This window comes from Streptomyces sp. NPDC046881, assembly GCF_040645015.1.
Lineage (GTDB): Bacteria > Actinomycetota > Actinomycetes > Streptomycetales > Streptomycetaceae > Streptomyces.
The window spans coordinates 25977-40736 of the sequence record NZ_JBEYXJ010000028.1; the positions used below are offsets into that span (position 1 = coordinate 25977).

The window sequence follows — 14760 nt, forward strand, 5'->3', positions numbered from 1 at the left end:
GGATGACCACTTCCGACGGCACCGTCCAGGGCCGCACCCAGATCTTCGGCTCCGCACCGCGCAACCGCGCCTTCACCATCGTGCTGCTGGGCGACGGCTTCACCGCCGCGCAGCAGAACGACTTCGACAACGCCTGCAAGGACTTCGTCACCGCGCTGCTCGCGACCGCGCCCTACAACGAACTCGGGCCGGCCATCAACGTCTGGCGGGTCAACGTCACCTCCACCGACTCGGGCGCCGACGACCCGGTCGGCGCCGGGGGCACCGGCGCGACGGCCCGCACGTACTTCGACTCCACGTTCGGCGCGAACGGCATCCGGCGGCTGCTCGTGTGCAACAACTCCACGGTGCTCCAGACGGCCGCGGCCCAGGTGCCGGAGTTCTCCGTCGCCATCGTCGTGGTCAACTCCACGGTCTACGGCGGAAGCGGCGGCTCGGTCGGCACGTACTCCCTCGCCAACGGCGCGACCGAGATCGCCATCCACGAGGTCGGGCACACGGCGTACGGACTGGCGGACGAGTACGCGTACTACGCCGGCGGCAACGAGACCGGGCACGACCACCACCCGGCCGGTGAGCCGGGCGAGCCGAACGTCACGCTGAACACCAACCGCACCACCCTGAAATGGGGTTGGGCGGTCGCCGCGAGCACGGCCCTGCCCACCATGAGCAACCCGAACTGTGCGACGGTGGACACACGGCCCAGCCCGGTACCCGTCGGCACGGTCGGCTGCTTCGAGGGCGCGCACTACTACCACTGCGGCGCCTACCGGCCCGAGTACACCTGCAAAATGCGGGAGTTGAGCGTCCCGTTCTGCCGGGTGTGCCGACAGGTCATCTGGAACAGGATCGGCCCCCTCGCGACCCTGCCCGCCCGCAACCGCACACCGATCAGCGTCGTCGCCCGCTACCCCGAGCACCTCGACGTCTTCGCCGTGGCCTCGGACGGCCGCACCATGTCCAACTGGTGGGACGCCGGCAGCGGTTGGGCAGGATGGTTCCACGTCTCCGGGGGCTTCGCCTCTCCCGGCGGCCCGGGCGCGCCGGTCACCTCGATCGCACGGTACGCCGGCCACCTCGACCTGTTCGTCGTCGGCACCGACAACCGGATCTGGAGCACCTGGTGGGACCAGTCGACCGGCTGGGCGGGCTGGTTCCGGGTCGGCAGCCTGGTCGCGCGTCCCGGTTCGACGGTCAACGTCGTCAGCCGGTACGCCGACCACCTGGACCTGTTCACCACGGCGTCCGACGGCCGGACCATGTCGACTTGGTGGGACGCCCGTACGGGCTGGGCGTCCGACTGGTTCCAGATCAGCGGCGGTGTCGCGGCGAACGGAGCCACGGTCACGGCCGTGGCGCGCTACCCCTTCCACCTCGACGTGTTCACCGTGGGCACGGACAACCGCGTCTACAGCGCCTGGTGGGACGAGCGCTCCGGCTGGTCGGCGTGGTTCCCCCTGCCGGGCATCATCTGCCGGCCCGACGCGACCGTCACGGCCGTCGCCCGCCACCGTGACCACCTGGACCTGTTCACCACGGCGTCCGACGGCAAGATCATGTCGACGTGGTGGGACGCGCGCAGCGGCTGGGCGGGCTGGTTCCAGATCTCCGGGGGCGTCGCGTCGGCGGGTTCACCGGTCACGGCCGTGGTGCGCTACACGAACCACATGGACCTGTTCGTGGTCGGCACCGACAACCGGATCTACTCCACGTGGTGGCACGACACCACGGGATGGGCGGCGTGGTTCAACGTGTCCGGCGGTGTCGCCAAGCCCGGCAGCCAGATCGCCGCGCTGACCCGGGTCACCGAACACCTCGACCTGTTCGCGGTCGGTACGGACGGAACCGTCTACAGCACGTGGTGGGACGCGTCGGGCGGCTGGGCCGGCTGGTTCCAGCTCGGCATCACCTGAGATCCCGGCGACGGCCGGAGCCCCGGCGCCTGCCCTTGCTCGCCAAGGGGGGCGTCCGGGGCTCACGCGTGCCGGGCTGCGCGCGGGGTGTCGACCCGTGCGGGCCTGCTCGGTGCCGGCGCCACCGTCATTCGTGGAGGCAGGCCGCCTGGGCGTCCTCGAGCGGCAAGGTCTCCTCTTCCCCGAAGTCGGGGGCCTGGAAGGGGTTGGTCGCCGGGGCGGGCGACGCGGCAGCGGCGCGGCGCGGTTGCCCTTCCAGGGCGGAGAACAGTGATGTCAGGTCGATGGGAGGGCTCTCTTTCGTTGCAGGTCCCCGAAGGGTCCTGGTGTGCCGTGACCGGGCACAGCGGTTCTACAGCTTGGTCATCTTGGCGTACGGGCTCAGGACCCGCACCTGGGCCGAACCGAAGTCCACGAGCGCTGCGACGCCGTCCTCGATGCCGATCACCCGGCCGAGGCCGTACATGTCGTGCGTGACCTGATCGCCCATGGCGAAGTGCTTGGGGGCCGGTAGAACCGGGGCCTTGAAGGGGCTGGTGGGCAGATGACGCTTCGGCGCAGCAGGCTTTGTCATGACTCAGTATGAGCCTAATCGCGCCCCATTTGCTGTGGCCGTGGGCACAGATCCACCCGAGACCACCCATCCCGCGCCTCTGACCTGCGGTTTCGAGACCAACCGAGACAAAATTGGAACCCGGCCGAAGAACCCACCGGGCTGACGTGCCGCGCATCCGCACCTGGGCGGTGTCCTCGGGCCTCCCGCCGTAGCCTCCTCGGTGGGCCGGCACGGTTCCGCATGTCGGTGGGCCGGCCGGGCCGTTGAGTCCCGATCCGTCATGAGCAACGATGAGGCCATGAGCCATGGCTTACGCCGCATCAGTGGACTGGCCGTTCTGGCCGCGGGCATCGCGGTGGGTGCTTGGGTCGTCTTCGGTGCCCCGCACGACTGGCACGGGGCCAAAGCCCTTGGGCGTCTGGCCCTCGGACTGGCATCCCTGGGGTTGATCAGCGGTTCGCCGGGGCTGATCTTCCCCGACGGCGAGGGTGGTGCCGGCCGCCCAGACCGGTGACGGTCGGCTCCAGCCGAGTGATCTGCTCTTCCGCATGCGACACGATCACCCGCCAAGACCCGGTGACATCCGGACAGCCTCGGAGCCTGCCCTGGATCACCAAGGGCGGCGTCCGGAGCTGCGTCGTGACGGCTCGCGCGCTTGGAAGGCGCTGGGTGGATCTTGGGTCACACCCTTGCTGACCTGCTTCTCTTTGCGTGCCGCGCGCGACATCGACTGGCCTTCGACAGGCATTCGACACGGCTCGGCCTACTCGTACACGGTCGCCGCTTGCAGAGCTCGGGCGAAGAACATCCAGTCACCGCCGGGCGGCAGCTCCCGGCCGGTGTTGCCGTGCCACCCGTCCGCATCGTCGATCCAGGCGGCCAAGGCCTCCAAGAAGCTCGGAAGGTCCGCGTTCTCCGTGTCATTGCGGAGCCGGTGCGGGTGAAATGGGAACATCTTCCGGTTTTCCGAACCAGTACTGGCATTCCCTCAAACCCAGGTCGTTGATTTGCACCGCGAGATTATGGGCCGCTTCTATGAGATTGGTGCCCTGCTCTTCCGTAGGAGTCCCTGCGGCAATTCCGTCCGCCGCATCGTAGTACGCGTTACTGGTGGCTGTACCTGCTTGAAGCAGCTTGTCAATGTCCTCCCCCCGCCCATCTGGGCGCTCCAATGCCCGCCAATTGCCGACAATGCGCCGCATTGCCACTCCGGCGTCTGTCAACTTAGTTGCCGTCGTGTTGAGTAGCTCCTCCGTCCAGGTATCAGCGGCGTTCAGTTTGTTCACGGCGTTTTCTGCATCTACCAAATGAGTACCCGCACTGGGGCCCTCCTTCTCGCACACTGCATCAGCCTGCGCTTTCCATGCGCCGAAACTGGGCCCCTTGCCCTCGCACTGGCTCAAGAAAAACGCCAGAATCCCGACCGTGGCCGACACCGTGCCGAGCCACCAGCCGATATGAGCCCGCAGCTTGCTCTGACGAGGCTCCTGTGGTGCCTCTGGTGGCCTCGCCGAGGGTTCAGGCGACTCCCCTGAAGGGTCAGAGGCCATGCAGCCCTCCAAGAAATCGGGTCAACTCGACGCCCTCTGAACAGCCGCCAACCCGATAGGGCATCGACGCATAAGCGGGCATAGCCCCAGCTTGCATCAAAGCCGATTCAGCTGCATCTGCGCCGCACGCCGACGAGACGCTGCCCTCGTGCCCTTACCGCGGCGCGAGAGAACCGGGCCACCCATCCCTACCGGCAACCCGGCGAACCTATGCGGTCACGGCACTAGCGGTTGATCGGAAGCTCGTAGACGATCTCGCAGTGAGCGGCGGGCACCACGATGTCCGCCGTCTCCACGGGCCGTCCCTCGTCGCTGTAGTACGTCCGCCGGATGTGCGTGACGAGCGCGGCCTTCTGGATGCCCAGGAGTGACGCCTCCTCGGCGGTCGCCTGCCTCGGCTCGGGCTGCTCCACGGCGTGGCTGACGGTGACACCGATCGCGGCCATGCGGTTCACGACACCCGCCCCGGCGTGCGGCCCTCCCTCCGGGAGGACGACGAGGGTGCCGGCGGTGAGGTCGTACGGCTCCCAACTCGTCGACAGCTGCACCGGCCTGCCGTCGGCCAGGAACTCGTACGTGGTCCGGACGCACAGGTCGCCCTCGGCGATGCCGAGCCGCGCCGCGATGTCCGCCGGAGCCGGCACCTTGGCCTCGGTCCGGCTCTCCCAGTCCCCTTGCCTGCCCACGGCCTTCATGTCCGCCCGGAACGGAGACCCGTCGGGCCGCTGACGCGCGAACGAACGGACCACCCGTACCCGCTGCCGGGGCTCGGCGACGTACGTGCCGGAACCGGCGCGGCCCTCCCGCACACCTTGGGAGATCAGCAGCTCCTGAGCCCGGCGGACCACGTTCTCGCCGACCCCGTACTCCTGGCCGATCTGGGCGCGGGACGGGAGACGGTCCCCGGGCTCCCATACGTGCTCCGCGATCCGGTCAGCGACAGGCCGTGTGAGCAGCGCGCCGAGAGCGCCGATGGAGGTGGTCACAGAACGGCCACATCACCATGCTCCAGTCCACATCCGCGGCATGATGCCCGGCACACGTCACCGCAGGGGAAGCCATGGCCAGTTACAGCGACGTACAGAAGGCCGTCCAGGTCGAAAAGTTTCGGATCTGGTTCGCCTGGGTCTCTGGTGGGATCATCATGGCGATCATCACGAACGCCACCCGAGACATAGCAGTGGTCAGCGTCATCACCGTGGTGCCGTTCTTCGGCCTTGGCGCCCTGGCCACCATCGCGGCCGTGCGGATGGCCAATGCTCTCAACCGCAAGGCTGAGACCGCCCGCCGGGAAGTCCTCGGCGACACGTGACCGGGTCAGCCCGCGGCGGGGCACACCGTGCTCATGGTGATCAGTAGCCGGTCTACTGATCACCGGTCTCGCCGACTGGGGAGACTGAGGAAGCCCACGGCTCTGAACAGCTCAGATGCCGTGGGTTTCTGTCGTTGTCGGTGGGCGTCGGCTGACCTTGGACGGCCCAGAGACGGCCCGGGCCTGTCGCTCTGGCCGGCCGAGGTGAGGACCCCTGGGCATGCGCCTGACCGGGGGTAGGCCGGGGCCCTTGAGTAATCCCAGGCCCAACCATTTGTGAAGTTGTGAATGGTGCTACCTCACTTCAATGGGCAGCATTAGCTAGAGTAGGTCTTGCCCACGGACTTGGGCGACTGCCATGTCCCCTTATGTGGGCGAACGCGAAGAGCCCAACTCGTGCGACCGAGTCGGGCCCTCGCGGTGCAGTGTGTGAGCCCGGTCGCCCAGTAGTCGGCCGGGCTCACTTGCGTGAGTGGCCGTAATGCTCCGGACTCGGCATTCATGGACAGCTACTGCACAAACTGCCCAATGCAAGCGATGATCGTCACAAGCAGAGCCGCAAGCCCGATGTAGATCTGCGCCCTCTCGGCGCTACTCCACTTCTTGCGGGGCTTGCCCATGTCTGAAGTCACCGCACCCCTCCCTCTCCTCCATCCGGCACCCTCTCTTCGGGCCGGGGGTCCTTCAACTAGGGCACGCAGGCACTAGTTTGAGGGAGGATCAGGCGAAGCGTCGCTAAGCATACTCGCGCCCCTCGCGATAAACGCAAATCCGCAGGTCACGCCCTCTAATGCCACCTGATAAGCCACAAGAACAGTCGACTCTGCAAGTTGACACTTAGTCGATAAATAGCCATCGAAGGCATTCGACTCTGCAGGTCACAGGCAATTAGAACTTAGTCGACAAATACACTTGGTCTGAATTGTGACCTGGGGGGAATTTGTTCTGTTCGTCGAAAGCGTAAGCGTAGCTAATTTTTGATTGCATCGGCCCGAGTGGTGATTTGGCCCATTGGAATTCCACTCCGGGTGCGGTAATTGGCTTAGGGGGAAAGTGGCGGATGTTCGCGATGTGGTGGGTCGGCGGGGCGGCTTTGGCTGGAGCTGCTTTGGCGCGAGTGATCACGGCCCCGTAAGCTTCCGGCGCGTCGGGCAGTCTGTGGACCTGCCCGGTAAAGCACTACGTTGGGGCCATGATCTTCGAGGCTCGCGCCAAAGTGGCTGCCTAAAGCTGTGGAGCCGGCCGCCCCAGCCACAGAGGGTGTCTCCCACTTCCTGCCCGCAGCTCGCCAGCGCGCCGCCGGGCGCGGCCAGCCGGGCGCAGACAGGGGGCGAGCCGCGCCACAGAGGCGGCGCGCGCCCGCGCCGTGGGCGGGCCTGATCACATCGTGCGCCACAAGGTGCGACCTTCGACGGTCTACAGGTACGGCAAGTGTGTGAACGCGTACATCGTCCCTCGGCTCGGCAAGAAGAAGCTCGCCCGGCTCTCCGCCAAGGACGTACGCCTCTTCCTCGACTGGGCTCGGCAGGCCTGCCAATGCTGTGCTCAGGGGTGTGACGCCGCCCGTCCGGCCGGTGACCGCCGTTGCCACTCCCAAGCGGTGCTGCGAGCGTCGGCTGTCGCCTCGCATGGTCCAGTACCTTCACGCGGTGTTGCGGAACGCCCTCCAGCGCGCGGTCCGCGAGGAACTGGTGCAGCGCAACGTCGCCAAGCTGATGCAGGTTCAGACCCCTCGGTACCGCGTCGGCCGCGGCCTGTCCGTCGCCGAGGCGAAGAAGCTCTTGGCCGACGTGCGCGACGACCGGCTGAGCGCGGCCTACGTGCTCGCGCTGTACCTCGGGCTTCGCCGCGGCGAGTTGCTGGGGCTTCACTGGTCGGACGTTGACCTGAACGGGGGATTGCTGGAGATCCGTACGCCCCTGCAGCGGGTCGATGGAGAGCTGACGCTGACCGCACCCAAGACGCGTCGTCCGGAGCGGCCCGTACCGCTCCCGGCCGTGTGTGTCGACGCACTGCGCCGTCACCGCGAGCGCCAGGCCGAGGAGCGCGGGGCCGCTGGCGATCAGTGGGTGGAATCCGGCCTGGTTTTCACCACTCGGCGGGGGACTCCGATCGAGCCACGGAACCTGAACCGGCACTTCTACCCGATCCGCGAGCGGCTCGGCCTGGACGTGCGCTTCCATGACCTCCGGCACACCTGCGTGACGCTGCTTCTCAGCCTCGGTATCCCGCCGCACATCGTCCGGGACAGCGTCGGGCACAGCGCGCTGGACGTGACCATGAACATCTACGCGCACGCCGACATGAGCGAGAAGCGGGCCGCCCTTGATCGGCTGGGGAGTCTGCTGGACGAGTGACGGGGCCGTTGCCGTCAGCGTTGCCGTCGGAGACACGAAACGCCCTGGAGGAAAGATCCCCTCCGGGGCGTTTTTGCTGGTAGGAGGTGGCGCCCCCGGCAGGACTCGAACCTGCGGCCAAGCGCTTAGAAGGCGCCTGCTCTATCCACTGAGCTACGGGGGCCGGTGGGGTGGCCTCGTGTGCGGTGCCCTGGGGTGGGCTGATCCGTGACGTTGCCGGGGTCAAGGATAGGGCTCCCGGTTCCCTGACCCTGTCGCTTCGCCTCCGTGGCTCGATGTGGAGGTTCGGTGAAGCGGTCCTGATAATCGCAGGCAGGTACGAATCGTGCACCGCTTTTGGCGTCCGACGCACCGGGTGTTGTGCACTCGTTATGCCTGGCCTGTGCCCATGTCCTGGTCATCCCATCTGCCCGTTCTGTCCCGTCGGCGCGCAGACATGTCCATATGCTTCAGAATTCCCCTAAAATTGGGCATTCTTCGCATGTGGTGACCTTGGACGTACGGCCTCAGCTGCTCGACACACTCTCCGCTCTGCGCGACCGTGTCGCCGCCGCACGCTTTCCGCTGCCCCTCGCGGGGGCGCCACGCGCGCGTGCCAACCGCGACGAACTCCTCGCGCAGCTCGACGACTACCTCGTGCCCCGGCTACGGGAGCCGGACGCGCCGCTGCTGGCCGTCATCGGCGGCTCCACCGGCGCGGGCAAGTCGACGCTCGTCAACTCCCTCGTCGGACGGCGCGTGAGCGAGGCCGGTGTGCTCCGGCCGACCACCCGGACGCCGGTGCTGGTCTGCCATCCGGAGGACCATCACTGGTTCAGCGGCATGCGCGTGCTCCCCCATCTCACCCGCGTGTGGGTACCCCACCAGGACCCCGCCGACGAACTCGTGATCTCCGACGACGATCCCGCGCGTGTGGTGCGCGTCGAGACCGCCGACACCCTCCCGCGCGGGCTCGCCCTCCTCGACGCCCCCGACATCGACTCCCTGATCGCCGACAACCGCGTCCTCGCCGCGGAACTGATCTGCGCCGCCGACATCTGGATCATGGTCACCACGGCCGCCCGCTACGCCGACGCCGTCCCCTGGCACCTGCTGCGCACCGCCAAGGAGTACGACGCGACCCTCGTCACCGTCCTGGACCGGGTGCCCCACCAGGTCGTCTCGGAGGTCTCCCGGCAGTACGGCGCCCTGCTCACCAAGGCGGGGCTCGGCGACGTACCCCGCTTCACCGTGCCCGAGCTGCCCGAGTCCGCGTGGGGTGCCGGCCTGCTGCCCGCCACCGCGGTCGCGCCCCTGAAGAGCTGGCTCGTCCAGCACGCCCAGGACCCCGCCGCCCGGCAGCACGTCATGGCCCGTACGGCCTACGGCGTCCTCGACTCGCTCAAGGCCCGCATGCCCGAGCTGGCCAGCGCCGCCGCCGCCCAGTACGCGGCGGCCCACCGGCTCACCTCCGCCGTGGAGGCCGCCTACGACAAGGAGCACGCGCGCGTGCGGGCCCGCCTCCAGGCCGGTGCCGTACTCGCCGGGGACGCCCTCAAGCGCTGGCGCGCCTTCCCTCTGGACTGCACCGCCGGGGAACTCCTGGACGCCCTCGTGGAGAGCCTGGCCGCGCTGTTGCTGTGCGCGGTCACCGCCGCCGACGAGCGCGTGGACGACGCCTGGCGGCGCGAACCCGCCGCCGCCGCCCCGGAACTCGCCGGCCGCGAGGCGTCCCTGGAGCGGTCCGAGCACCGTATCGGGCTCGCGGCCCGGCGCTGGCGGCGCGAGCTGGAGGAGTACGCCGAGGACGAGGTGCGGGTCCTGGAGCGCACCGGCGCGCCCGACCCCGAGGTGGTCGCCGCGCTGGTCGCCACGGCCGTACTGGGCGGCCGCCGGGCCCGTACCGCGGGCGAGGGGCTCGCCGAACGGCTCGGCGCCCACGGCGTGCTGCGGCTGCGGGACCGGGCCGGACGGCTGCTCCTCGAGCACGTGGACCGTGTCATGCACGCCGAACGCGAGCGGCGCCTCGCCCCGTTGGACGCCCTGGACGTCCATCCCGAGCCCCAGGCCCAACTCATCGCCGCGCTGTCCGTACTGCAGAAGGAGAGGTGACCGGTGACCGCCGTCACTGACCAGGACCACACGGATCACACCGAGCACATGAGGCGCATGAACCACGGCGGCGCAAGTGGTGACGGCGGCGGGGCCATGGAGCACAGCGGTCACACCGATCACGCGAGTCACCCCCGTCACGACAGTCACGACAGTTATGCCGGTCATGCCGGTCATGCCGGTCATGTCGATCACGCCGGTTCGGGTGCCGTGGACGGCGTCCCGCGCGCGGGCGGTTTCCCGGAAGGGCGGCTGAACCCCGGGAAGGAGGACGGCTCCGGCGGGGGACGGACCTCGGACGGCCGTCCTGCCGGCGGCCGCTCCGACGGCGAGGACGCGCGCAAGGCGATGGAGGAGCAGGCGGGCGACGGAGGCGCGGGGGAGGGGCCCGAGGCGGGTGACGGCAGCGGCACGGACCCCGTCGGCGGGCGTCCCGCGCGCGTGCGGGACGACAAGGACGACAACGGCCGCCCCGCGCGCGGGAAGGACGACGACGAGCGGCACGCGCGCGTGAAGGACGACAACGATCGCCCCGCGCGCGGGCATCGTGCCGAGGAGGGCGGTGTCTCCGTCCCCCGGCCGCACGCCCACCCCTCGAAACCCCGCCCCGCGGCCGACACCGCATCCGCCAGGACGGACCCCGCATCCGCCGGGACCGACCCCGCGTCCGCCAAGACCGATGCGGCATCCGCCAAGACGGACGCCGCGCCCGCCAAGACGGACGCCGCACCCGCCAGGGCCAACGCCGCACCCGCCAAGAGAGACACCGCGTCCGCCAAGGCCGACGCCGACGCCGACTCCGAGTCCTCCTCGGAGGCCTGGGACGACGGGCTCATCGCGCGGCGCGTCACCGAGGCCAACGCCGCCGCCCTCGCCGCCGACCGCGCCTCCACCGGGGAACCGGCGCACCGCGCACCGGGCAGCCACACCCCGGCCCCGCTGGCGTACGACGGCCCCCTGCGCTCCCGCCTGGACGCCCTGCGCGAACTCGTCGGGCTCTCCCGCACCCGCCTGGACAGCCGTACCCTCGCCGAGGCGGGCCGGGTCCTGGACGAAGCCGCCGCGCGGCGCAAGCTCTCCGGCCGGCACACCGTCGTCGCCCTCGCCGGCGCCACCGGCAGCGGCAAGTCCCAGCTGTTCAACGCGCTCGCCGGCGTGCCCATCTCGGAGACCGGCGTGCGCCGGCCGACCACGGCCGCGCCCATCGCGTGCAGCTGGAGCGACGGCGCGGCCGGCCTCATCGACCGGTTGGGCATCCCGGGCCGGCTGCGCCGCCGCCCGCTGCACGGCCCGGACGTCGAGGGGCAGTTGCGCGGGCTGGTCCTGGTCGACCTGCCCGACCACGACTCCGCCGCCGTGCAGCACCGCGAACAGGTCGACCGGATCCTGAAGCTGGTCGACGCGGTCATCTGGGTGGTCGACCCCGAGAAGTACGCGGACGCCGTCCTGCACGAGCGCTATCTGCGCCCGATGGCCGGCCACGCGGAGATCATGTTCATCGTCCTCAACCAGGTGGACCGGCTGCCCGGGGACGCCGCCCACCAGGTCCTGGACGATCTGCGGCGGCTGCTGGACGAGGACGGCATCGCGCTCGGCGAGCACGGCGAACCGGGTGCCACCGTGCTCGCGCTGTCCGCCCTCACCGGCGACGGCGTCGGCGATCTGCGCGAGGCGCTCGGCCAGTTCGTGGCGGAGCGGGGGGCGGCGGCCCGCCGGGTGGCGGCCGACGTGGACGCCGCCGCGGCCGAGCTGCGGCCCGTCTACGCCACCGGCCGGCGGATCGGCCTGAGCGAGGAGGCCCGCGAGGAGTTCGCCGGGCGGCTCGCGGACGCGGTGGGCGCCACCGCGGCGGGCGAGGCCGCCGAACGCGCCTGGCTGCGCAACGCCAACCGGGCCTGCGGCACGCCCTGGCTGCGGCTGTGGCGCTGGTACCAGGGCCGGGCCGACTCCGCGACGGGCCGCCACGCCGTGCGCGCCCAGGCCGACGAGGAGGCCACAGCCCGTCAGCGCGTCGAACAGGCGGTCCGTACGGTGTCCGACCGGGCCTCGGCCGGGCTGCCCGCGCCCTGGGCCCAGGCGGTGCGCGAGGCGGCCGTACGGGGCTCCCACGGGCTGTCCGAGGCGCTGGACGACCTGGCGGCCCGGGCCGGAATGCCGCCGGGCCGCCCGCCGCGGCCGGGCTGGTGGCCGGTGGCCGTACTGATCCAGGCCGCGATGACCCTGCTGCAGGTCGCGGGCGGCGCGTGGCTGGCGGCGCAGATCGCCGGGGTGACGGCACCCAACCTGGGCGTTCCGGTGCTGCTGATGGTGTGCGGGATCATCGGCGGGCCGCTGGTGGAGTGGGCCTGCCGGATGGCGGCCCGGGGGCCCGCACGGCGCTACGGCCAGGAGGCGGAACGGCGGCTGCGGGAGGCGGCGGCGAGCTGCGGCCGGGCCCGGGTGCTCGATCCGGTGGCGTCGGAACTGCTGCGGTACCGGGAGGTGCGGGAGCAGTACGGCAGGGTGGTGCGAGGCGGGTCCCGGGTGGGCTGAGGGGGGCGCCCAGGGTGGGTGAGGGGCACGGATACGAGGCGTCCCCCGTCCGGGTGGCGGAGTTTTCCACAGGCAGGCGGTGGTCCACAGCGCTCAGCGGGCCCGGCCCGGCGGAGGCAGTCTGACGTCACGGCGATCGCACGGCGGGTCCGGCCGCGGAAGCGGCGGGCGGTGCGGGCGGTCGCCGGGAGGTGCGGGCACGTACGGCAGTCGTACGCGCCGGCACGGCAGACGCAGCCGTACGGGACGGGCCCGTACGCCTGTCCGCCCGGCCGTGAGGGGACGGGCGGGGGAGGGGAGTGAGGACATGAACGAGACCATCGTCTGTGTGGTGGGCAACGTGGCGACCCAGCCGGCCTACCGGGAACTGGCGGCGGGGCCGTCGGCCCGGTTCCGGCTGGCGGTGACCGCGCGCTACTGGGACCGGGAGAAGAGCGCGTGGACGGACGGGCACACCAACTTCTTCACCGTGTGGGCCAACCGGCAGCTCGCGGTCAACGTGGCCGCGTGCGTGGAGGTGGGCCAGCCGGTCGTCGTCCAGGGCCGGCTGAAGGTGCGCACCGAGGTGCGGGAGGGGCAGCAGCAGTGGGCCTCCGCCGACATCGACGCCGTCGCCATCGGCCACGACCTGTCGCGCGGTACGGCGGCCTTCCAACGCGCCGTCAAACCCGAGGCGCCGCCGGCGGCCGTCCGGCCCGAGCCGAACTGGGAGACACCGGGCCCGGCGGACCCGCAGGACGACGGAACGCGGCAACAGGGCCGGGAGGCAGTGGCGGTGACGTGACGTCAGCCGCGCTCGCCGTGCCGTCGCAACACACCGTACGAACCGGTGGATTTGTCGATATGGCCAGCTCAAGGAAGGTCCCGGCGATAACGATTGCAGATCGGATCGGCCATCGGATGATCCGACCGGCGGGAGAGGCTCCGGCTGATCCATAGGATGCCGGGCGTGCCCCTAGGGGCTGCCGATTCTGCTGGTGGGACCGTCCCCCACGTCCAACGGGTCCTGCTCGAAGGGGAATTCTGTGCTTGCTGCGCTCTCTGGGTTCTGCCGGTCCACCGGAACGGCCCGCCTGGCCGCCGCCACCACGGTGTCCGGACTCGTGGCGGCCGGCGTGCTGTCCGGCGCCGGTACGGCCGCGGCCGAGGACAGAGCGCAGACCCAGGGCGGGGCGACGGCCACGATCAACGGCCTGAAGACCTACGGCGAGGCCGTGATCCACGAGAACGGCGCCGACCAGCGGGTGCCCGCCGGTCTGTTCGAGATGTCCGTGGACGGCGGCGGCACCCTGCAGACGTACTGCGTCGACCTGCACAACCCGACCCAGCGGGACGCCCGTTACCAGGAGACGCCCTGGAGCGGCACCTCGCTGGGCACGAACAAGGACGCGGGCCGGATCCACTGGATCCTGCGGAACTCCTACCCCCAGGTCAACGACCTCGCCGCGCTCGCCCGGCGAGCGGGCACGAGTGGGCTGACCGAGCAGGACGCGGCGGCCGGCACCCAGGTGGCCATCTGGCGCTACTCCGACGGCGCCGAGGTCGACGCCGTCGACCCGCAGGCCGAGAAGCTCGCCGACTACCTGGAGAAGAAGGCCCGCAGCGTCGCCGAGCCGCAGGCCTCGCTCACGCTGGACCCGCCCGCCGTCTCCGGGCGGCCGGGCGACCTGCTCGGGCCGGTGACCGTGCACACCAACGCGGGCGCGGTCACGGTGAGCCCGCCGGCGGACGCCGCCACCAGCGGGGTGCGGATCATCGACCGGACCGGCAAGGTGATCACCTCGGCGAAGGACGGTAGCCAGCTGTTCTTCGACGTCCCCGAGGACGCGGCGGACGGCTCGGCCCAGCTGTCCGTGCAGGCGTCGACCACCGTGCCGGTGGGCCGGGCCTTCGCCTCCGAGAGCCGCAGCCAGACCCAGATCCTGGCCGGCTCCAGCGAGTCCACGGTCTCCGCGACCGCGACGGCCGGCTGGGCGGCCGAGGGCGCCATACCGGCGGTCTCGGCCCGCAAGAACTGCGCCGAGGGCGGGGTGGACATCACCGCGGTCAACAAGGGCGACGCGCCGTTCACCTTCACGCTGATGGGCGCCGAGCACACGATCCCCGCGGGCGCGTCCCGCACGGTGACCGTGCCGCTCCAGGAGGACCAGGCCTACGACTTCACGATCACCGGCCCGCACGGCTTCAGTCACCGCTTCACCGGCGTCCTGGACTGCAAGACCCAGGGTGCGCTCACGACCGAGACGGCCCAGCTGCGCAACGATCCCAGCCCCGCCACGGTGGGCGGCACCACGGTTCCCGACACCAACCTGGCCGCGACCGGCGGCTCCGCGATCACCCCGCTGATCGCGGGCGTGGCCATCGGCTTCGTGGTGATCGGCGGCGCGGTGCTGGTGGTGCTGCGCCGCAGGGAGCACCCGGCCGGCGAGTGACCCGGGGCCGCCGCGGC

The 14760-nt window shown here is 70.6% G+C and carries 11 protein-coding genes and 1 tRNA gene; 8 read left to right on the forward strand and 4 right to left on the reverse strand.

Annotation, left to right across the window (positions count from 1 at the left end):
* Positions 1 to 2: 2 nt before the first annotated feature.
* Entirely contained in the window at positions 3 to 1913 is a 1911-nt protein-coding gene (locus tag ABZ923_RS16215) for a M64 family metallopeptidase (protein ID WP_361471423.1), read from the forward strand.
* 352 nt (positions 1914 to 2265) lie between these two features.
* Here the strand turns inward: ABZ923_RS16215 and ABZ923_RS16220 are convergent, their stop codons facing one another.
* The gene (locus ABZ923_RS16220) at positions 2266 to 2487 is read right to left on the reverse strand and encodes a hypothetical protein (RefSeq protein WP_361471425.1); all 222 of its coding nucleotides are present in this window, start codon (positions 2485 to 2487) and stop codon (positions 2266 to 2268) included.
* Between the two features lie 262 nt (positions 2488 to 2749).
* Between ABZ923_RS16220 and ABZ923_RS16225 the strand changes: the two genes are divergently transcribed.
* Positions 2750 to 2983, forward strand: a complete 234-nt coding sequence (locus ABZ923_RS16225; RefSeq protein ID WP_361471426.1) for a hypothetical protein — start codon at positions 2750 to 2752, stop codon at positions 2981 to 2983.
* Between the two features lie 406 nt (positions 2984 to 3389).
* Here the strand turns inward: ABZ923_RS16225 and ABZ923_RS16230 are convergent, their stop codons facing one another.
* Positions 3390 to 4019, reverse strand: coding sequence for a hypothetical protein (locus ABZ923_RS16230; protein ID WP_361471428.1), 630 nt, complete (start codon positions 4017 to 4019; stop codon positions 3390 to 3392).
* Positions 4020 to 4243: 224 nt separating this feature from the next.
* Positions 4244 to 4993: a GntR family transcriptional regulator gene (locus ABZ923_RS16235; protein ID WP_361471509.1), complete on the reverse strand. Its 750-nt coding sequence runs from the start codon at positions 4991 to 4993 to the stop codon at positions 4244 to 4246.
* Between the two features lie 86 nt (positions 4994 to 5079).
* On the opposite strand from ABZ923_RS16235, the gene ABZ923_RS16240 reads away from it, so the two are divergent.
* Positions 5080 to 5331 (forward strand): hypothetical protein, encoded by a 252-nt coding sequence (locus ABZ923_RS16240; RefSeq protein WP_361471430.1) that lies wholly within the window; start codon positions 5080 to 5082, stop codon positions 5329 to 5331.
* A 1649-nt stretch (positions 5332 to 6980) separates the two neighbouring features.
* Positions 6981 to 7688 carry a site-specific integrase gene (locus ABZ923_RS16245; RefSeq protein WP_361471431.1) on the forward strand — a complete coding sequence of 236 codons (708 nt, stop codon included), beginning with the start codon at positions 6981 to 6983 and terminating at the stop codon, positions 7686 to 7688.
* A gap of 87 nt (positions 7689 to 7775) precedes the next feature.
* Here ABZ923_RS16245 and ABZ923_RS16250 read toward each other — a convergent pair.
* Positions 7776 to 7851, reverse strand: a tRNA-Arg gene (locus tag ABZ923_RS16250).
* Between the two features lie 320 nt (positions 7852 to 8171).
* Between ABZ923_RS16250 and ABZ923_RS16255 the strand changes: the two genes are divergently transcribed.
* The 4 genes from ABZ923_RS16255 to ABZ923_RS16270 all read left to right on the forward strand — a co-directional run bounded on the left by ABZ923_RS16255 (position 8172) and on the right by ABZ923_RS16270 (position 14743).
* Positions 8172 to 9779 carry a dynamin family protein gene (locus ABZ923_RS16255; RefSeq protein WP_361471433.1) on the forward strand — a complete coding sequence of 536 codons (1608 nt, stop codon included), beginning with the start codon at positions 8172 to 8174 and terminating at the stop codon, positions 9777 to 9779.
* 3 nt (positions 9780 to 9782) lie between these two features.
* A complete protein-coding gene (locus ABZ923_RS16260; RefSeq protein ID WP_361471435.1) occupies positions 9783 to 12311 on the forward strand; it encodes a YfjP family GTPase in 2529 nt (842 codons plus the stop codon).
* A gap of 307 nt (positions 12312 to 12618) precedes the next feature.
* Positions 12619 to 13095 carry a single-stranded DNA-binding protein gene (locus ABZ923_RS16265; RefSeq protein WP_361471437.1) on the forward strand — a complete coding sequence of 159 codons (477 nt, stop codon included), beginning with the start codon at positions 12619 to 12621 and terminating at the stop codon, positions 13093 to 13095.
* Between the two features lie 289 nt (positions 13096 to 13384).
* Positions 13385 to 14743: a Cys-Gln thioester bond-forming surface protein gene (locus ABZ923_RS16270; RefSeq protein WP_361471510.1), complete on the forward strand. Its 1359-nt coding sequence runs from the start codon at positions 13385 to 13387 to the stop codon at positions 14741 to 14743.
* Positions 14744 to 14760 lie beyond the last annotated feature (17 nt).